22 protein-coding genes are annotated in these 19,804 nt (G+C 43.9%); 16 read left to right on the plus strand and 6 right to left on the minus strand.

Features of this window, described 5'->3' with window-relative positions; translation table 11 throughout:
- Nucleotides 1-40: 40 nt before the first annotated feature.
- The 6 genes from ABIB50_RS16830 to ABIB50_RS16855 all read left to right on the plus strand — a co-directional run bounded on the left by ABIB50_RS16830 (nt 41) and on the right by ABIB50_RS16855 (nt 4,893).
- Nucleotides 41-397: a hypothetical protein gene (locus ABIB50_RS16830; protein ID WP_429381460.1), complete on the plus strand. Its 357-nt coding sequence runs from the start codon at nt 41-43 to the stop codon at nt 395-397.
- Between the two features lie 531 nt (nt 398-928).
- Nucleotides 929-1,090: a hypothetical protein gene (locus tag ABIB50_RS16835; protein ID WP_429381461.1), complete on the plus strand. Its 162-nt coding sequence runs from the start codon at nt 929-931 to the stop codon at nt 1,088-1,090.
- Between the two features lie 287 nt (nt 1,091-1,377).
- Nucleotides 1,378-2,445: an endo-1,4-beta-xylanase gene (locus ABIB50_RS16840; RefSeq protein WP_429381463.1), complete on the plus strand. Its 1,068-nt coding sequence runs from the start codon at nt 1,378-1,380 to the stop codon at nt 2,443-2,445.
- A 21-nt stretch (nt 2,446-2,466) separates the two neighbouring features.
- Entirely contained in the window at nt 2,467-2,829 is a 363-nt protein-coding gene (locus tag ABIB50_RS16845) for a hypothetical protein (protein ID WP_429381465.1), read from the plus strand.
- Between the two features lie 65 nt (nt 2,830-2,894).
- Complete coding sequence (locus ABIB50_RS16850; RefSeq protein WP_429381467.1) at nt 2,895-3,605, plus strand: redoxin domain-containing protein; 711 nt, start codon at nt 2,895-2,897, stop codon at nt 3,603-3,605.
- Nucleotides 3,606-3,777: 172 nt separating this feature from the next.
- Nucleotides 3,778-4,893 (plus strand): serine hydrolase domain-containing protein, encoded by a 1,116-nt coding sequence (locus tag ABIB50_RS16855; protein WP_429381469.1) that lies wholly within the window; start codon nt 3,778-3,780, stop codon nt 4,891-4,893.
- A 57-nt stretch (nt 4,894-4,950) separates the two neighbouring features.
- On the opposite strand, the gene ABIB50_RS16860 is transcribed toward ABIB50_RS16855, so the two are convergent.
- From ABIB50_RS16860 to ABIB50_RS16870, 3 genes are all read right to left on the minus strand, one after another.
- Complete coding sequence (locus ABIB50_RS16860; RefSeq protein ID WP_429381470.1) at nt 4,951-5,646, minus strand: DNA/RNA non-specific endonuclease; 696 nt, start codon at nt 5,644-5,646, stop codon at nt 4,951-4,953.
- A gap of 98 nt (nt 5,647-5,744) precedes the next feature.
- Complete coding sequence (locus ABIB50_RS16865) at nt 5,745-6,929, minus strand: glycosyltransferase WbsX family protein (RefSeq protein ID WP_429381472.1); 1,185 nt, start codon at nt 6,927-6,929, stop codon at nt 5,745-5,747.
- Nucleotides 6,930-7,203: 274 nt separating this feature from the next.
- Nucleotides 7,204-7,413 (minus strand): helix-turn-helix domain-containing protein, encoded by a 210-nt coding sequence (locus ABIB50_RS16870; RefSeq protein WP_429381474.1) that lies wholly within the window; start codon nt 7,411-7,413, stop codon nt 7,204-7,206.
- A gap of 152 nt (nt 7,414-7,565) precedes the next feature.
- Here ABIB50_RS16870 and ABIB50_RS16875 point away from each other — a divergent pair, with 152 nt between their 5' ends.
- The 8 genes from ABIB50_RS16875 to hemH all read left to right on the plus strand — a co-directional run bounded on the left by ABIB50_RS16875 (nt 7,566) and on the right by hemH (nt 14,582).
- Nucleotides 7,566-8,477 (plus strand): serine hydrolase, encoded by a 912-nt coding sequence (locus tag ABIB50_RS16875; protein WP_429381476.1) that lies wholly within the window; start codon nt 7,566-7,568, stop codon nt 8,475-8,477.
- 51 nt (nt 8,478-8,528) lie between these two features.
- Nucleotides 8,529-9,347: an alpha/beta fold hydrolase gene (locus ABIB50_RS16880; protein WP_429381478.1), complete on the plus strand. Its 819-nt coding sequence runs from the start codon at nt 8,529-8,531 to the stop codon at nt 9,345-9,347.
- On the plus strand, nt 9,344-9,967 hold the full coding sequence (locus ABIB50_RS16885) for a lysophospholipid acyltransferase family protein (protein WP_429381480.1): 624 nt from the start codon (nt 9,344-9,346) through the stop codon (nt 9,965-9,967). Before ABIB50_RS16880 ends, ABIB50_RS16885 begins: the two co-directional genes overlap by 4 nt.
- On the plus strand, nt 9,968-10,591 hold the full coding sequence (locus ABIB50_RS16890) for a 1-acyl-sn-glycerol-3-phosphate acyltransferase (protein WP_429381481.1): 624 nt from the start codon (nt 9,968-9,970) through the stop codon (nt 10,589-10,591).
- Nucleotides 10,591-11,679 (plus strand): glycosyltransferase, encoded by a 1,089-nt coding sequence (locus ABIB50_RS16895; protein WP_429381483.1) that lies wholly within the window; start codon nt 10,591-10,593, stop codon nt 11,677-11,679. Before ABIB50_RS16890 ends, ABIB50_RS16895 begins: the two co-directional genes overlap by 1 nt.
- Nucleotides 11,658-12,356 carry a carotenoid biosynthesis protein gene (locus ABIB50_RS16900; RefSeq protein WP_429381485.1) on the plus strand — a complete coding sequence of 233 codons (699 nt, stop codon included), beginning with the start codon at nt 11,658-11,660 and terminating at the stop codon, nt 12,354-12,356. The genes ABIB50_RS16895 and ABIB50_RS16900 overlap by 22 nt, the downstream gene beginning before the upstream one ends.
- Nucleotides 12,357-12,605: 249 nt before the next feature.
- A complete protein-coding gene (locus ABIB50_RS16905) occupies nt 12,606-13,457 on the plus strand; it encodes a 4-hydroxy-3-methylbut-2-enyl diphosphate reductase (RefSeq protein WP_429381487.1) in 852 nt (283 codons plus the stop codon).
- Between the two features lie 108 nt (nt 13,458-13,565).
- Nucleotides 13,566-14,582 carry a ferrochelatase gene (gene hemH / locus ABIB50_RS16910; protein ID WP_429381488.1) on the plus strand — a complete coding sequence of 339 codons (1,017 nt, stop codon included), beginning with the start codon at nt 13,566-13,568 and terminating at the stop codon, nt 14,580-14,582.
- Nucleotides 14,583-14,680: 98 nt separating this feature from the next.
- On the opposite strand, the gene ABIB50_RS16915 is transcribed toward hemH, so the two are convergent.
- Entirely contained in the window at nt 14,681-15,703 is a 1,023-nt protein-coding gene (locus ABIB50_RS16915) for an aldo/keto reductase (RefSeq protein ID WP_429381490.1), read from the minus strand.
- A 57-nt stretch (nt 15,704-15,760) separates the two neighbouring features.
- Here ABIB50_RS16915 and ABIB50_RS16920 point away from each other — a divergent pair, with 57 nt between their 5' ends.
- The gene (locus tag ABIB50_RS16920) at nt 15,761-16,090 is read left to right on the plus strand and encodes a hypothetical protein (RefSeq protein WP_429381492.1); all 330 of its coding nucleotides are present in this window, start codon (nt 15,761-15,763) and stop codon (nt 16,088-16,090) included.
- Between the two features lie 125 nt (nt 16,091-16,215).
- Here ABIB50_RS16920 and ABIB50_RS16925 read toward each other — a convergent pair whose 3' ends face one another.
- Entirely contained in the window at nt 16,216-17,196 is a 981-nt protein-coding gene (locus tag ABIB50_RS16925) for an acyl-ACP desaturase (RefSeq protein WP_429381494.1), read from the minus strand.
- A gap of 48 nt (nt 17,197-17,244) precedes the next feature.
- Nucleotides 17,245-18,390: a glycoside hydrolase family 5 protein gene (locus tag ABIB50_RS16930; protein WP_429381496.1), complete on the minus strand. Its 1,146-nt coding sequence runs from the start codon at nt 18,388-18,390 to the stop codon at nt 17,245-17,247.
- Nucleotides 18,391-18,451: 61 nt separating this feature from the next.
- Here ABIB50_RS16930 and ABIB50_RS16935 point away from each other — a divergent pair, with 61 nt between their 5' ends.
- Nucleotides 18,452-19,798, plus strand: coding sequence for a sensor histidine kinase (locus tag ABIB50_RS16935; RefSeq protein WP_429381498.1), 1,347 nt, complete (start codon nt 18,452-18,454; stop codon nt 19,796-19,798).
- The last annotated feature ends 6 nt before the right edge of the window (nt 19,799-19,804 follow it).

Below are 19,804 nucleotides of genomic sequence, written 5' to 3' on the forward strand. Positions count from 1 at the left end.
TTTGGCATACCGTTTGTTACCTCTTACAAAAAATAAGACTATGAAAAAGGCAGCATATTTAACAGCTTGGATTTTGGCATTTGCAATTACCAGCACATTTGCAGTAGCAGTAGGCACTACCGGTACCGCGAATGGAACAGGCACTAAAGGCATGGTAACAGACACCATCAAAAAACATACAACCTGGCATACAAAAAAGGCAAAACGCGCGGCACGCAAAGCCGACAGCATTGCATTAAATAAAGGCAGTGCAACACTTAGCGACGGTACAGATGCAAGAGGAAGCGGTAATAACGGAACTGGTGGTAACGGAACCGGCAACGGCGGTAATGGCGGTGTAGGCACCGGCAAGCCCCAGGGTGGCGGCACTGGCAGCGGGGTTAAAGTAAAACCTTAAAAGTAATTCGCTTTAATTAAAAAGTATTAAGGGCCTTTATAAGGCCCTTTTTTTGTTGCCGGTGGATAGCCAAAATATTCCCCCTCTCGAGAGGGCGTGCGGGATTGTGCGGCTTGCAGGGGTGTGTTAAACGTGCGAAAGGACACACCCCTCCGCCCCTCTCGAGAGGGGAATCGCACGGCCCCACCATTCTCAAATAATCAATATCCCAATAATGAAAGCGACCGGCCTAATCTCTGATTAACCAATCTCTAATCACTAATACCTATTTTTTTTCATCTTTTTTTCATCCGGCAGCACCTCGCCAACCATTTCCCTAACCAACTCTACTTTAGTTAACTATTGATTAAATACAGCGACTTGTAAAGTCAAGTAAATGTATACACAAGTATAATTTGGCTGTTTTTGGTATCGTTCAACGAAAATAAAGCCTGCAAACGGGTCGTTATATATCCGGATAACCGCCGGGTCCTATTACTAAAAAGGCCTTGGCATCCGGACAATTTTATTAAACATCTAAAATTAAAAACTATGAAAAAGCGATTAATTATGCTGGCACTCGTATCGGCATTCGGTTTACAGGAATTTGCCTTCGGGATGCAGCAAGACACTACTAAAAAACAAAAGAAAACGCACGACACAGTAAAGCGCGACACCACTAAAAAGGACACGCTTAAAAAGATTAAGCCATAACAATTGGTAATTAATATTTAACATCCTGCGGTTAGCTACGTTGCCGCCGGGGTGGGATATTTGAAAGGCCCCGGATTTTTGTTCGGGGCCTTTTTGGTGTTGGCGATCATGATGCAAATTGATTAGCTTATATAGAGATTGCTTCGTTCCCTGCAATGCCGCGCAGAAGAGGTTTATTACCATCCAGAGCACAAGGTTCCGCCGGTCGAAGTCTCCCAACTTCAAACCATTATAACTACAGCATACGGGTTTAATTTTTATAACTTAGTGGCTTACTTGCTGTGGGTATGTTAAAAGTTATTTTAAAAGGACGATTATTATTGTTCCTCATCATTTTTAAGGGTGCGGCTGCCGTGGCTCAGTCGGGTAGTGATAAAGGGCTTAAAGATTTTTATAAAGGCTATTTCCCTGTAGGGGTGGCTGTAACGCCCGCGCAACTGCGCGACCCGGCACAGCAGGCATTGATACTGCAACAATTTAACAGCCTGACGCCCGAAAACGCCATGAAGATGGGCCCCATCCATCCCGAAGAGAACCGTTATTACTGGAACGATGCCGACGCTATTGTCAACTTCGCGCAGCAGCATGGGCTGAAGGTGCGCGGGCATAACTTATGCTGGCATACCCAAACACCTGCCTGGATGTTTCGCGACAAAGAAGGCAAACTGGTTACCAAAGAAGTTTTGCTGGAGCGGCTAAAGCAACATATTTACGCGGTTGTTGGCCGGTATAAAGGCAAGATATATGCCTGGGATGTGGTGAACGAAGCCGTTGCTGATGAAAATGACCGGCTATACCGCAACTCGTTATGGTACCAAATCTGCGGCGACGATTATATTTTAAAAGCATTTCAATACGCCCATGAAGCCGACCCGGACGCTGTGCTGTTTTATAACGAATATGGCACCGAGCAACCCAAAAAACGCGACCGCGTTTTCCAGCTGCTTAAAAAACTGGTTGATGCCGGCGCCCCGGTTAATGGCGTAGGCTTACAAGCTCACTGGTCGTTAACCGACCCAGGTGCCGGGCAGATCAACGATGCTATAAAGTTATATACGTCGTTAGGTATTAAAGTGCAGATAACCGAACTGGATATATCCGTTTATGGACCTGACCGAAGGGATACAACCGGTTATACACCAGAGCGCGAACAAAAGCAAACCGAACGGTACGGCGCTATCTTTAAAGTATTCAGGGACAATAAACAATATATAACCGGGGTTACCTTCTGGAACCTAAGCGACCGCCATAGCTGGCTGGATAGTTTCCCGGTGCCTGGCCGTAAAAATTACCCGCTCCTGTTCGATCAAAATTTACAGCCAAAAAAGGCGTATCAAAGTGTAGTGAGTTTTTAAATTTTTCGACCATCAAACCCCATGCATTTCACCAAACTTGTACCCAGCGTTTTTTATACCGACATCAATATCGGCCTTAAAACTTTTGTGGACTGCCTTGAATTTACCCTGGGCCACCAGGAGTTGAGCGCGGCCACGCCTTTTTGCGTGGTTAGTAAAGACAACCTGGATGTAATGATATTCCAGGACCCGACCCAGGCCAAGCATGACCACCCCGAATTGCGGCTGGTAACAAACGACATTGAAGAAGTTTATAAAAAGGTTGCCGCGCAGTTCCCGGAGCTGCTGCACCCTAATCTGGATAAAGTTAACCTGAGGCCCTGGGGAGCCAGGGAGTTTGCGATCATTGACGGGCAGATCGGTATCAGGGTAATGCAATGGTAATGGATTGCCCTTGCATAATTAACACCTATCCTGTATCTTGTACTAGCCTTAACCTAACCGGCATCATGAAAAAACTGATCATATCCTTCGCTTTATTATTATCGGCAACGTTTTGTGTGCAGGCACAAACAGCGGCGCCTAAACCCACCATGAATTCGGTTGTTATTGATTCGTCGGGCATGAAATACCCCGCTTTCCTATGGCAACGAATGCTGCAAACCGGGGATTACTGGTTAAAGCCCCTTCAACCATCAAAACAAGACACCCCGTTTTTATTGGTGGAATATACTGAGGAACAAAAAAACGCCTACTTCGCGCGCTTGCCCAAACCAGCCGAGAGTACCAACTTTAAAACCGGCCAGGTTATCAAGCCTTTTAAAATCAGGGATATCAACGGCAAAAAACTGGAGGCTAAAGACTGGGCCGGCAAAACCCTGGTATTTAATTACTGGTTTATTGGCTGCCCGCCCTGCCGCGCCGAAATACCTGAGTTAAACCGGCTGGCCCTTAAATATAAGGACGATCCGAATGTGGTTTTTGTAGCCTTTGCGCTGGATGGTGTTACCGAGGTTGAAGATTTTGTTAAAACCAACCCGTTTGCCTACAGGCTGGTAAGCAACGCCGATGATTATGCGCATCAATTTAATATCCACCTGTACCCAACCAACGTGGTTATTGATAAGGAAGGCAAAGTACGCCTGCATTATGTTAGCTACGTTGCTAACGGGCCGTACTGGATGAATAAAACCATACAGGAAATTGAAAAAGGGATGTAGTACAATCTCGCGGGCCGGCATTTTGACCCTGCAATAATCTGTACCAAAACTGAACAACTATTGTATCGAAACCGCGCATATAAAATCAACTTATTTTTAGAATGAATTGACCATTAGCAACTTACAACAATCGCATAATATTAGCTGAAAACATGGCATAGATATTAAAACAATGGCGATTAAAAACTTAACAACCCGCGCTGTAAGCATTTTGCTAGTAGCGTTAATGTTTACAATGCCGGTTAGTGCGCAGTCGGTTGATGCTAACGTAAGCAAATTCATTGATGAACAGATCAAACTCCATCATATCCCCGGTATGCAGGTGGTAGTGGTGCAATACGGTAAAATTGTTTATTCAAAATCTTTTGGCATAGCCAATATAGAAAACGCTGTGCCGGTTACCAGTCAGACGTTGTTCCCGGTTCATTCAATCACCAAAGCGTTTGTGGGTGTAGCTATAATGCAATTAATAGAAGCCGGAAAGATCAACCTTGATGCACCTGTTTCCCGTTATTTAGATAGCCTGCCTTCTCCTTGGGAGCCTGTTACCATCAGGCAGCTGCTTACACATACCTCGGGCTTGCCTGATATTTGGGATGGTAATTCGACTGCCATTGATATTGATGCAGACTATGCGTGGCAAAAGGTTTTAAAAGCCCCGCTTAATGGACAGCCGTTAGAGAAATTTCAGTATGTTCAAACCAATTATATCCTACTGGGTAAAGTTATTACCAAACTTAGCGGCATGCCTTTTACAGAATTCATAAGGCAGCGCCAATTTAAACCCTCCGGTATGACCACCAGTGGGTTTGGCGATGCCCACAACATTGTACCTCATCTGTCGGGCAGTTATACTTACAGGCATATTGTTAACCATCAAGTAGAGGTATCTGACACGCTGCAAAATGCCATCCTGGACTGGCCGCCCTACCTTTGGACCGCGGTGGGCCTAAACACCACAGCCGATGAATTGGCAAAATGGACCATCAAACTTCAGGACGGCACCTTATTAAATAAAAAAAGCCTGCTAACGCTTTGGGCGCCTGGCATACTTAAAGATGGCACCCACCACGGTTTTAGCCCTATACTGGATGGATATGCTTTAGGCTGGCCGGTTTCGTCGCGCCCAATGCACCCGGTTGCCGGGCCTACCGGCGGCGGCCGGGCCGCATTTTTTATCTATCGCAATGATGACCTCACCGTAATTGTATTAACAAATATGATCTTTTCGGCACCTCAGAGTTATATTGATGGCATTGCTTCTTTTTATATTAAAGGCTTAAAGTAGGGGCACAAAATCAAGTCCTTACAATCCCTCATCAACGCAATCCATTAATCAACGACATCAACGGTCCAGACCCGTCAACTCATACCCCAATGTCCCCTTCAAAACATTAAGCGGCAAGTCCCAAGCCTTACCGGTAGTATCATTTGGGAACAGCAGGCAAAAAACCGTTCGGCGGCTTGCCGAGTCGATTACCACTTTATAACAATAATCGGGCACGGCAACGTGTTTACCAGGCTTAATGAGCTTGTTGGTAAAGATGCCACCGGCAGTAATATAAAGCGTGTTGGTTTGCGATAAGGTGCGGATGCGGGTTTCGTATACCTTCCAGATGCCGCGGTTAAGTCGCGGGCTTTGGGGTAGGCAATTGTAAAAGCTAAAGGTTTTTTTGTCGAGCTTACAATCGTAGGCAAAGTCTTCGGCGTTGGCCAGGTGGCCTTCGTCGTAACCCGAATGCGTGTAGTCGGCAGCAGTGGCGGTTAGCGCACCATCGGCCTTAAACTTATAATGCGCCCGGTTGCAGTCGCCGCCGCCATGGCTCAGCTTATACGTTACGTATAAAGGTTCTTTAAGGTCGTACGAATAATGCAAGGTATAATTACCCATGTTAACCACCGTATCCGCACACTCTGCAAAATGCGGGACCGTGAATGGCGGGGGCGCTATGAATTGCTGTGTGGTAACCGTGGGGGCCGGTTGCTGTTGGCATCCTGCAAGTATAACTGTCAACACCAATAATTTTGTAACACGCTTCACCCGGCTAATTTAGCGAATTGGGTAGCCCCGACGGAGCAAATCAAATTAATTCTTTGCTTTCCACAAAGTTGTAGCCCCCACGGGGATATTGGTTTCGCCTATTTGTTATCTACAAACACATGTTTAATAGCATCCAGGTAACCGTAGCCATAAACATTATCGGGTTGCAGGTAGCTGGTTTCGGTCCATTCGTTCCAGCTGTTAATGGTAATGAGCGGGGCCTGTTTGGGGTGCGCGTCAACATAGGCCCTGGCCATTCTTAATCCCTTTTCAAAATTTTCGGGTGTGTTGTTGCGTACCACCGCGCTTTTACCGGTGCGGGGGCTGTTGTCCCACCCTACACTAATGTGCGGGTAGTAAGGCATATCAAAAGTAGCGTCAATATGATCCCATTCCTTTTTAACATTGGCAAGGATGTTTACATAATCATCGTTAACATTTACAAAATGGGCAAACTGGTAATGGGTGCTGCTGGTAAAACCCAGTTGCTTTACAAAGGCATTTTGCGGCTTTTCTGTCTTGCTGCCATCAAAACCGCTATAGTTTAGGTTAATGCCCCACATGGTTAATTGCAATTCCAGCCCCGGAAAGCCTGCGCGTTTTGTTTCTTCTTTAAACCATTTCAGCGCGGCGGCGGCTTTCTCAATACCTCCTAAACCTGTTATAAACTGCGGGATATCATAGATCATGTAAACCGGCTTGCCATCTATCTTATAATAATTAGGCTGCTTAAAATACTTTTCGATGGTGCGTTTGGCAATTTTTTCAAACTCGTCGCGGCTTACCTGGCCCTGCCATATCACGTTGTTCTCGTTAAACTTATTTATACGGGTATCCCAGGTGTTTACCACGTCGTGGTTGGCCCACATCAGGTAAAACTTCATTTTGTCTTTGTTATCAGCTTTCAGGAAACCGTTGTTTAAGGTCGTCTCCATAAACGGGCGTCCATCATACCAATACCAATCAAAAATAAAAACGTTTACCCCATGTTTGGTGGCCTCGTTTATCTCCATGGCCATTATCGACGGGTCGGCCTCATTAATTGTACCCCAGGTTGGTTTGCGGTTCCAGTAAAAGCCCGGGAACCTATCCTGCACGTTGGTAACGGTCTCCCACTCGCCAATACCTTTTGGCCAGAACGGGCGCAGGCGGGGGTCGTCATTAACATAGGCAGGGTATAAAAAGGCGGCTATGTCGTATTTTTTTGTTTGGGCTAACGCGATCTTATTTATCAGCATCGCAGCAAAAACTAACAGCAGGAAAGTGCTCCTTTTAAAACTCATACAGAATGTAAAATAGGTGTATAATTGGTTATTTCAAAGCTGTTGTTTTTTGATCATAAAACCATCATGCACTGTCTGATATTTTAGTTTGGCTTTGGCTGATGTATGTAAATTGCCCCCTTGCACCGTCACACTAAAAAACCGCCGGGCCGGTAACCATTAGTAATGATTGCCGGCCTGGTGGTAGTGTTATTATTTGTCGCGGTGTCAGTATTGGCGATGATGTGTTATTCTGCCCAACCTTCCTGTGCGAAGGCATGGCAATTACATTGGTTCAAATTAGCTGTTTTGGCTGTACGTTTAATATGCCGGCAATTTCATATAAACGAGCTAACGACATTTTTGTCTTCGCCGTTTCAATTTTACTATACGCGTTCTGTGTTATTTTTAACGTTTGGGCCATTTGGTTTTGCGATAAACGAAGGCGGGTACGTCTTTCTTTAATGTTGCCGGCAACGGCTTTTAATTGTGCATCTACGTTCATGGTGATTTAAGTTAGTTAAAGTTAACGGTCTGTTTTTAAATATTAAACTCTTTAAAATAATGAACAAAGTGAACAGGAAAGCATTAACTGTACTACCTGATGACATTAGGTAACTAAAATTTATCTTGTATATTTAGCTAAACAAAATACCTATGCGCTATAAATTACTATTGTTTCTATTATTAATTGCTCCGGCAGTTTTTGCACAGACCGATAAAAAACTAACCACCCGGTTACAGGATGTTGTTAAAGGCTTTAAAGGCGATATTGGTGTGTACGTGCAAAACTTAAAAACAGGCAAAACTGCCGCTATTAATGCCGATACGTTGTTCCCGACAGCCAGCATGGTTAAGGTGGCGATACTTTGCGGCTTGATGGATAAAGTTGAAAAAGGCGAATTGAAATATAACCAAAAGCTGGGCTATCGCGATTCGTTGCTTTATGCCGGCAGTGATATTTTAGGATCTTTTAAAGATAAGGATACCATTATGCTAAGCAAGGTTGCCATGTTGATGATAACCATGAGCGATAATACCGCCAGCTTGTGGCTGCAAAAGTTAGCCGGTGGTGGCACCGATATTAACAACTGGCTTTATCAAAATGGGTTTAAATCTTACCGCGTAAATAGCCGTACGCCCGGCCGCAGCGATATGCAAAAGCGGTATGGCTGGGGTGTAACAACACCTTACGAAATGTGTAAATTGTTTACCATGATCCGCAATGGAACAGCCGTTAGCCCCGGCGCAAGCGAACGGATGTACCGTATTTTGGGACGGATATTTTGGGACGAGCGGGCACTGTCGCAAATACCGCCGTATGTGCATACCATATCCAAACAGGGTATGGTAGACGCGGCAAGGTCTGAAACCGTATTGGTAAACGCCCCGCATGGCGATTACGTTTTTTGCATCGCCACCAAAAACAATAAAGACCAGACCTGGACCCCTAATAACGAAGCCGAGCAGCTGATCCGCAAAATCTCGGCCCTGTTATACCATTATTATGAGCCCAAGGATAAGTGGGCACCCGCCGAAGGCGTAGCTAAGTATATGCTGAATGAATAACAAGGCAGGAAACTTTAGCTAAATTTCTACTTTATCCTTATAATTGCCTTAATGGGCTTTCTACACCTGGCCGGCTTAGGCAAAGTACATTTTCATGAATATGGTAAAGGGCAAAAACCAATGCTTGCCTTTCATGGCTACGGCATGACGGGTAAGCAGTTTCATGTGCTGGAGAAATCTATTTTAAAGGGTTACCACATTTATGGTTTCGACCATTTTTTTCATAACGAAAGCAAGATAGCCGACTGGACCGAGCAGCAGATCATAACCGGTATGCCCAAGGCCATGGTTAAGGCGTATGTGGAAGAATGGTTCAAGATCTATGGCAGGCAACGGTTCTCGGTAATGGGCTATTCTATCGGGGCCAACCTGGCGCTTATATTAGTGGAGGAGTATGCCGACCTGATAGACGAAATAATTTTAATGGCACCCGACGGCTTATCTGTTTATAAAGGCTTTCATTTTTTAATGCACCGGCCGGTTGGCCGCTGGCTTTTTAAACACGTAACTAAAAGCAGCTGGCTGGCTACAACCATACTGAATACGCTGAAGAAGATTGGTTTTATTGATGCCAGCCTTCATCAAATTGGATACAGCGAAATGGACACCCCAAAAAAAAGGCTGGATGTTTATTATACATTGAACCTAATCAGGCTGTTAAAGCCCGATACCGAAAAAATTGCCGCGCTTATCAATCAGCATAAAATACCATGTAAGCTAATATTTGGGCAGCACGATAACTTGTTCCCAAAAACGGCTGCCCTGCCCTTTATACAAAAACTAAACAATGCCGAGGTGCATGAGTTACCTTTAGGGCATTGGCTGGTTATACCTGCTCTTGACGAATATTTAGCTAATTTTGAGATATGATACCCGCACGCAGAGTAAATTTATTTAGCAACTGGTTTGCTTACTACATGCGTTTTAGAATGCGCAGCTACTTTAACCGGCTGGTAGTAATGCCATTTGAGCCGAAAGAAGGGCACTCCATATTATTGCTGTGCAATCATTTTAGCTGGTGGGATGGTTTATGGGGTAATTACCTGGCTTATTGGCACCTTAAGCGTAAACTTTACATCATGATGCAGGAAGACCACCTGCGCAAGCGGATGATGCTTAACCTTTTCGGCGGTTTCTCTATCAACCGCACATCGCGCGAAATGATCAAATCATTACAATATGGCGCCAATTTGCTTAACGATAAAGAGAACCTGGTAGTTGTTTTCCCGCAAGGGCAATTGATATCCAACCATACTACCGAGATATTAGTTGAAAAAGGCATCGAGCGCCTCATCAAAAACATTAAAGGGCCCTGCCAGATAGTGTACTCGTGCGCGCTGATAGATTATTTTGAAAGCTTAAAGCCGTCGGTGTTTTTCCACCTGTATGACTGCGGCGTAGCGGGCGAGGTGCCTTTTGATACCCTGGTTGAAAACATCAACGCTTTTCATACCCAGGCATTAAAAGACCAGGTAAATGTAGAGCATTAAATGATCTACCCTAAAAAAAATATCCTGTTTAAATGGAGCATTTATGCTTATGTATACTGGTTAGCCCGCCGCAATTTTAAGGAGATCAATTTTAACTCCGTAGAGGTCGATAAGAACAAGTCGGTATTATTAATAGCCAACCATTTTAGCGCCTGGGATACGATTATTTTATTCTGGATAAATCAGAAACTGCTTAAAAAGGAGTTTCATATAATGATTCTGGAGAGTACCGCTATAAAAGAGCCGTTCTTAAAATATGCAGGCGCATTTTCGATCAATAAAACATCAAAAGATATGATCCACTCGCTTGATTTTGCAGCGAAGCTTTTAGATGATCCGGCCAACCTGGTGCTGATATTCCCGCAGGGAAGGATCTATTCTAACATGGTGAGCGAGGTGCCATTTGAAAAAGGGATTATGCAGGTGATAAAAAAGGCTGCCGGTAAGTTCCAGCTGATCTTGGCTGCTACATTTATCGAAAATTTTGACAATTTTAAACCGGTTGCCAACACATCTTTAAAAACAGGTGTCGCTAATAGTTTTAATAGTATATTAGATTTGCAGGAGGCTTACCAGCAACATTACACCAAGGGCCGCCAACAACAAATACAAATAGTTAAATAGTGATAACCGTTATAGCCGTTACCTTCTTCTTTATGATCCTGCGGTTTGCGGTAACACTGTTTAATTTTATATCCGACCCAAAACTGCGCCGCGTTAACCGGCATTATGAGGATCTGGTTTCTATCCTCATCCCGGTCAGGAACGAGGAGGGGAATATCCTATCGCTGCTGCAATCCATCACCCAACAAGATTATCAGAATTATGAGGTTTTGATCCTGGATGATGAATCGACAGACAACACCTATAAAGTTTGCGCCGGTTTTGCCGCGACGCATTCAAACTTCCGGATAATAAAAGGCGAGAAATTACCCCATGGCTGGCTGGGTAAAAATCATGCCTGCCACCAGTTAGCTAACGAGGCCCGGGGCAATTTCTTTTTATTTGTTGACGCCGATGAACAAATAAGCGTGGGGCTGATAAACAGCGCCATACACCGTATGCACGCCAACAAACTAAGCCTGCTAAGCTTATTTGCCAACCAGCAAATGCAAACCATTGGCGAGCGGCTGGTAGTTCCACTTATGCATTATATCCTTTTAAACTTACTGCCCCTGCGGTTAATATACCTGGTTAAAAACTATACCGTTGCGGCAGCCAGCGGCCAGTTTATGCTATTTAATGCTGATGATTACCGCCGCCATCAATGGCATAAACAGGTTAGGGATAAAGTGGTGGAGGATGTAGAAATAATGCGGCTCATCAAATCAACCGGGCGCAATGGCGAGGCTTTGCTGGCAAACGGGATGATCAGCTGCCGGATGTACAAAAACTATAACGAGGCTATTAATGGCTTCAGTAAAAATTTCCTGGCTGCATTTAATTATAACATCCTGTGGTTTTTGATATATATTTTATTGATCATAGGCGGCCCCATGATTGTGATCATGACGCTTGATTTCCAGTTGATATTTTTTATGGCCGGCCTGATTGCTCTTACCCGGGTAATGGTTTCGCTGGCTGCAGGGCAAAATGCCTGGTACAATATTTTACTGCACCCGGTGCAAATGTTTAGCATGACCCTGGTTGCCTTTTTAGCCATACAACGCTACCTAACCAAAACCATGATATGGAAAGGCCGGAAAATATAAAGAGCCTCAAAGCAACTATGTCGGTAAGGCTCATCATTATATTTCATTTGGTGGGGATTGCGGGCCTGTCCATCGCCGAAACCAAGCCACTTTTTTTGATGCTGGTACCGTATCATTTATTACTGATGACGCTGGTATTGTTTTTTACGCATGATGGATTTGGCGCCAGGTTCATATTGTTCTTCTTGTTGGTGTTTATCATAGGTTTCGGGGTAGAATGGGCGGGTGTACATACCGGGCAGCTTTTTGGCAGTTATACCTATGGCCCAACATTGGGGTTTGGCGTTGATGGCATCCCGCTGATAATGGGCGTAAACTGGTTTTTATTGGCTTACAGCGTGGGGGTAACCTTGCAATACAGTGGTATCAAATATATTGCATTAAGGGTGTTATCAGGCGCGCTATTATTGGTGTTATTAGACGTGGTGATAGAACCCGCCGCTATCAAGTATAATTACTGGCATTGGGCCAATGGCGTGGTACCTGTTAATAATTATATCTGCTGGTTTGTTTTAGGTGCGATATTACTATTGGTGTTTGAGCTTTTAAGATTTAAAAAGCAAAGTATTGTTGGGGTGGTATTGCTGATAAGCCAGTTTATCTTCTTTATCGCGCTACTGTCCCAGCCCGTGCTAACGCCTGCGGCCGAACCAATAAAAACGGTTAAGCCACGTTAGTAACAGGAAAGCATTTCGTCAAGGAGGCTCCTCCGGAGCCTTCAGACGTATTTATTTTTCTCTATAAACAGGCGACTCCTCCGGAGTCCTGTATTTAAAAAGCAACAGTTCCGGCGGAACTACCTGTTTATAGTATATCAATCGATATTTTAATGGCTCCATCGGAGCCTCCTGTTTTTAAAAACGATTCACCAGTCGTTAATGATTATCTTCAACCGTTCAAATAAAAATTACGTAAATTTGCAGGCAATGGGTTCATATAACTTACAGGTTACAATAGATAAGGATTCCGGATTTTGTTTCGGAGTTATCTATGCTATTGATATGGCCGAAGATATTTTAGCCGAAGATGGCTATCTGTATTGCCTGGGCGATATTGTGCATAACGATGAAGAGGTAGAACGGCTAAAAGCCCTCGGCCTGCGCATTATCGACCATTCGGCATTAAAAGACCTGCATGGCGAAAAAGTGCTGATCCGCGCGCATGGTGAAGCACCTGAAACTTATCGTACTGCTTTAGAAAACAATATTACGCTGATTGACGCATCGTGCCCGGTAGTTTTAAAACTGCAAAACCGCATTAAAACATCGTTCGACCAGAAAGAGAAGATCCTGATATTTGGTAAACATGGCCACGCCGAGGTAATTGGCTTGCAAGGGCAAACTAACAACGAGGCACTGGTTTTCCAGGATATTGCCGAGCTGGATAACGTGGAACTGCCGCAAAACATCACCCTTTATAGCCAAACAACCAAAAGCATGGAGAAGTTTTACCAGGTAAAGGATGAACTTAACAAGCGCGGCTATAACCTGAATGCTAACGACACCATTTGCCGCCAGGTATCAAACCGCGATAAGGACCTGCCAGTATTTGCAACAAGCTTTGATAAAGTAGTTTTCGTATCAGGTGTAAAATCATCAAATGGTAAGGTGCTGTTCGAGGTTTGCCGCAAGCATAACCCAAATACTTTCTTTATATCATCAAGCAGCGAGTTAAAGCAAGACATGTTTGCCCCGGGCGATACCATTGGGATAGCCGGCGCTACCTCTACACCAATGTGGTTAATGGAAGAAGTTAAGGCGGAGCTGGAGAAGTTTTAGGCCGATCTTAAGCAAGTAGGGTGTCACGCTGAGGCACTTGTTTTTAATCTTCATGTAATAAATCATCCTCATATCAGCCAAGGCTATTTTTTTGTTATTTTTGCAGCGATGTCTAAAAAAGGAATTTTACTGGTTAACCTGGGTACCCCTGATAGCCCAAGCACTGCGGATGTACGTAAATATCTAAACGAGTTTTTGATGGATGAGCGGGTTATTGATGTTAACCCGGTTTTGCGTACTGTTTTGGTGCGTGGGATAATCACACCGTTCAGGTCAGCAAAATCGGCTAAGCTATACCAGCAGATCTGGAGCCAGGAAACAGGCTCGCCTTTATTACATTACAGCAAGCTGCAGCACCAGGCATTAAAAGATCGTTTAGGCGATGAGTACCAGGTTGAGCTGGCCATGCGCTACCAAACCCCTTCTATCGAGTCGGCATTAGCGCGTTTAAAAGACAATTTGGTGAGCGATATTAAAGTTATCCCGATGTTCCCGCAATACGCTTCGGCAAGTACGGGTTCGGTACAGCAAAAGGTGATGGAGCTGGTTAAAGGCTGGCAAACTATCCCCAATATCACTTTCATCAATTCATTTCATGATGACGACCTGATGATCCAGACCTTTGCCGATAATGCGAAGAAACATCAGCCCGAAACTTACGACCATATCCTGTTCAGCTTTCACGGCCTGCCACAGCGCCAGATAAAAAAATGCGACCATACCCACAGCTACTGCCTGCAGGTTGATGGCTGCTGCGATACATTAAACGACACCAATAAATTTTGCTATTCGGCACAATCATACGATACGGCACGTTTAATTGCCGAAAAAATGAACATCGCCAAAGAAAACTATACCGTTTGCTTTCAATCGCGCCTGGGTAACGACCCGTGGGTGCAGCCTTATACCAGTAAAGTAATTGAGGAGCTGGCACACCAGGGCAAGAAACGACTGCTGGTGTTTTGCCCTGCCTTTGTTGCCGACTGCCTTGAAACCGTTTACGAAGTTACCGAAGAGTACGGCGGCGAGTTCCGTGCCTTAGGTGGTGAGCATGTGCAATTGGTAGAAAGCCTGAATGACGCACCAACGTTTATTGACGCGTTGGAGCGTATGGCCAGAGGGTAATAACTTAACAATTGCCATTCTGAGCAAAGCGAAGAATCTCAAAACTTTGCATTCGACGCGCGGCAGATTCTTTGCTTTGCTCAGAATGTCAATATTCTTTAGTTCCGTTTCTCCACCCTATCATAAAACCCGCCAAACGAGTTCATCCTTACTCCTTCCTCTTTAAAAAACTCACCGGGGAAACCCAGGTCTATTGACGACACTTCATCCAGCTTTTGCAGGTGTTCTTTTGTGAGCGATACTTTTATCGTTTTTAAATTATCTTCTAACTGGCTCACCTTGGTTGCACCCACAATTGGGATGGATGAAAAACCCTGGCTCATTGTCCATTGCAACGCCACATGACTGGCTGATACACCCAGTTCATCAGCGATAGCAACAACAGCTTTAGTAATGTTTACGCTTCGGTCATCTAACCGTCGGCTTTCGGGTTTTATGCGGCCCTGTTCGCCGCGCAGGTATTTGCCGCTTAGTACGCCGCCACCCAAAGGCGCCCAGGGTGTTACCGTCATACCGAAGTGTTTGGCCATGGGTATCAGCTCGCGCTCGGGTGTGCGCTGTATCAGGCTATATTCAACCTGTAAGGCTATAAACTGGCTCCAGCCCATTAGTTCGGCAAGGGTATTGCCCTTGGCTACCTGCCAGGCCGGGGTATCGCTTATGGCGGCATAAGTTATTTTTCCCTGGCGGATCAGGTCGTCCATTCCGCGCAGTACCTCGTCCATTGGTGTTAAGTCATCCCAAATGTGCAGATACAGCACATCAATAAAATCCGTCTTTAATCGCCGCAGGCTTTCCTCTACACTGCGCATCATGTTCTTGCGGCTATTGCCCGATGCGTTGGGGTTGGTCAGGTTATCTTTTAAAGCATACTTGGTAGCCAGCACAAAGTAATCGCGGTCGTGGTTATGTACGTATTCGCCAATAATTTTTTCGCTGGTGCCCAGTTTGTATACGTTGGCGGTATCTAAAAAATTACCCCCGGCATTGGCGAAGGCATCCATTATGGCAAAGCTGGTTTGTTTATCGGCGCCCCAGCCGGCTTCGGTACCAAAGCCCATGGTGCCCAGGCATAGTTCTGAAACTTTAAGGCCCGAGCGGCCAAGTAATTTGTAGTTCATATTGTAAGTGATTTAAACAAAACTAAACAATATTGGCCTTTAGGTTGTAATTTAAATATGAAAACAATAACCCTGCATACCCGCATTGACCCCGACCAGTTGTATGATCATATCCAGCAAAAGCTAAACCCTTTGTTTTGGGAGCAGCGACAGCAAAGGATAGTTTTCCAAGTGGTTAAAAACGGCGATGGGGTGGATATTTTGCAGGAAAAAATGTATGACGGGGCGCTTTTTCATTTGGACGTTAAAGGCCTGCAGCTTTTAATAACCCGCAATGAGCATCATGTAGACGATGTAAATTCGTTAACTATCGAATCAATACTAAACAGTTTGTTTGACGATTTGACGGACGATATCCGCGGCGTTGATTTGGTTACAGAAGGATAGGCCCCCTCTAAACGGCATAGCTTTCATGAACACCTAAAAACAATAATGTAGTGAATATCTCCCCCGGTAGGGGAGACTTTAATAGCAGCTTTAAGCCCTCCCTACCGGGGAGGGTTGGGTGGGGCCTATCCGGCTATCCAGCTAAATTTATATTCTAACGACGGGCTCTTCATTCTTTCCGCAATACGGATCAAACGGTTAGGCAGGGCCACCACATAGTCGCGTGCTTTTTCGCCGCTTTCGGTCAGGCCGGTCATGCTTTCAATGTGCCAGTCGGTAATCAGTTCTTTTAAAATATCTACATAATCCACCGCGGTATAAATACCCAGGCGTTCGGCCGCGTCGGTAAAGTGCCCGAAAGTTTGGCCTATCTTTAAACCAACTTCACGCAGGAAGTGGGCCGGCATTACAATTTTTTTGCGCATCATATCCTCAAACGCCAGCATCGCTTCGTTAGGGTCAACCTCAAATATCTTTTCGATAAAATACTTATAGGCTTTTGCATGACGCATCTCGTCTGACGCGATAACACCGCACATTTTTGACAGTAAGTTATCGCCATCTTTTTTAGCCTGCGACGCTACCCTGCGGTGCGATACATTGGTTGCCAGCTCCTGGAAAGAAGTGTAGATAAAGTTACGGTACGGGTCATGACCGGTACCAATATCAAAACCATCTGCAATTAAATATTGGGTTGATACCTCCATGGCGCGCATATCCACACGGCCCGAAAGATATAAGTATTTGTTTAACAGATCGCCGTGGCGGTTCTCTTCGGCGGTCCACTGGCGGGTCCATTTCATCCAGCCGCCTTCTTCGTTCTTTGATACGCCCTCAACCATGGTTAACCATGATTCATAAGTAGGCAAAGCTTCTTCGGTGATGGTATCACCAATTAAAACAGCCATCAGGTCATAAGATAAACCCTGGGCAGTTTCGCGCATTTCCTTAACCTCACTAAAAAAAGTATCCTTTGTCGAATCGGGTAAAAAATCAGATGGCTGCCAGATCGTGTCAATGGGCTTCAAATATTCCTGCATTTTTTCGAGCATGAATTTTTCAATATGCGCCATTACTTCTTTCCTTTTTTCTTCAAAAAATATCATAGTAACTTATTAGTTTACAAAGGTAATAATTTAAACATTCAATAAATATCATTTTTTACCGGAATAGCCTATAGCATCTTTCATACAATCAGGCAAATTCCGGATGGACGGCGTCCCGTTAAAAATAGAAAAATTGCTGTTGTATTCCCACATCACACCGGGGATGTTTAATTTTTTTAATGTTTTGCGGATAGCCTTTATGTAACGGCAGCGGCTATCTGCATCGGCGTATTTATTATATACACCGTACTCGGTACATATTAGCGGTACATCATATTTGGCGGCCCATTTTTTAGCTATCAATAATTTATCCGTTAAGGATTGTTCGTTCCCGTCGGTGCGGTACTGGTAAAAATTTGTTTCGCCCCAGGTGCCCTTTGCCTTAGGATTTATAGTGGGAAAAGTTTCCGCATTATAAGGAAATGTTACCCCGATGGTTGATACCTGGTCGCCTACCCAGGCTGCCCCCTGGTGAGTAAATAAAAAAGGCTCGTAAAAATGTACGGTGTAGATGATATTCTCATCGGCAAGGCGCTCTGTACGGCTTAACTCATAAATGCTGTTAAAGTTTGAAGCGCCTACAATAAGGGTGCGCTTTTTGTCGGTTTTACGTATGGCGGTAACAATGTTATAGGCAGCGTCCTTCCAGATAGCAGGGCTGATGTGCGGAGGCTCGTTGTATAACTCAAAAAACAGGTCGTCAGCACTTTCGTTTCTGTAATGTTGTGTTAACAGCAGCCATTTTTTTATAATTACAGGCGTTTCGGTTAAATAATTATTATCGTTTAACTCGCCGTAGTGGTAATCTATAATCAGCTTTAATCCATATAAATGGCATTGTTTAACCATTTTATCAATGTTAGCAAGCACAGCTGCAACCGGTATATTTTTCGACTCAAAGTATTTAAACGCTACGGGCAGCCTTATACTTTTAAAACCTAAGGTTTTAAGCAGCGCCAAATCCGTATTTTTAACCGCATTATCATTTAATATATCTTTGGCCCAGGTTTGCTCCAGCCATGAAATACTAATTCCGTTATCCAGGCTTTTGGCCCGTTTAAAGGCCAACAAGCGTTCGGGCGAAACTATTGGATTACTTTTTGCTATTATAGTGTGCACGAATATGAGCAGTATTGCAAATACAGTACTTACTATTAGCCTTACAGAATTATTGTGTAATATTACTTTTTGCACTTATTTAATTATAAGTTTATTTATTAAATCGCCTAATCTTTTTATAATTTAAAACCTATTAATGTTTGTTCAAATTACTAAAGAAGAATTTTCGAAAGAAGTTTTAAAAAAAGCATGGTACCAAACGAATAACATTATTTGGACTATTCTTTTTTTATACCCTTTGATCACCATTATCGATGTTATCTACAATCCGGGTATCTGGGTACAGTTTTTAATTGTACGCCTTATAACAGATATCATCATATACATTTTATACTCCTTCTTTAAAACTAAAAAAACTCATTACCGCATATTATTGCACATCACGTTTGTCATGCTTTCATGCACGTCGGCAGTATTATGTAATATAGTTAATATACAACAGTTAAATGTGTATTTCCTGGTGTACTCGGCCATTATATTGTTCTTTAATATCCAGGTATTTTGGGAGCCGGTGCACTCCATCATCCAGTTGCTGGCAGCCTTAGTATTGCTCACCATATTTTTTAACGCGTTTAACGACTATTCGGTTGATGATTTTATAAGCAACGGGGGCCAGTTCTTTTTTATAGTTGCATCCATATCATGCCTTATACCAAGTGCACGCTTTAAGGTTATTGAACGCGAGGCCCGATCGCAGTTATTGATTGAAAAATCAAACGAGCAGCTTAAAAATCAGAACCACGATATCGTCGAAAAAAACGCCATTATTGATACTCAGTATGAGCGCCTGTTAAAAATGGACGAACAAAAAAACAGCTTCATCAATATAGCCGGGCACGACCTTAAAAACCTGATAGGTTCTATCATCATGAGCAATAACATGATAAAGGAGGAGGATTACCGCTTAAGTGCCGATCAAAAAGAATTTGCTGATTATATTACCGAATCGGCCGAGAAGATGCAGTATATGCTTAATAAGCTGATGGATGTGAAAGAGATCGAATCGCCGGAGATGAAATTCAACCTGGAGATCTTTGATATCAATGTTGAGGTTAGGCGGATATTCCGTGGTTTAATGGAAACCGCCCAAATGAAGAACATTCATTTAATTGATAATATTTTAAAATTGCCTTTAAATGCTAAACTGGACAAGGTATTTGCCGGCCAAATATTCCAAAACTTATTATCAAACACCATCAAGTTTTCGCAAACTAATAACAACATCCGGGTGGTTACCAGCCTGCAGCGTCAAAAGTTTGTTTTTGAAATCATTGACGAAGGCATAGCTATTGGCCAGGAAGAACTGGACATGATGTTTAACAAGCTTAAAACTTTAAACGAAGCTAATACAAGTAAAGAAAGCCGCTTAGGGTTAGGCCTATCAATAGCCAAGCTTATTACCCAGGAAATGGGCGGCGAGCTATTTTACCGCAGCGACGACAACGGCAATTATTTTAGAGTAGAATTTTACGTAATTAACTAATACCAG

Origin of the sequence: Mucilaginibacter sp. UYCu711 (genome assembly GCF_050433825.1) — a bacterium.
Taxonomy (GTDB): domain Bacteria; phylum Bacteroidota; class Bacteroidia; order Sphingobacteriales; family Sphingobacteriaceae; genus Mucilaginibacter.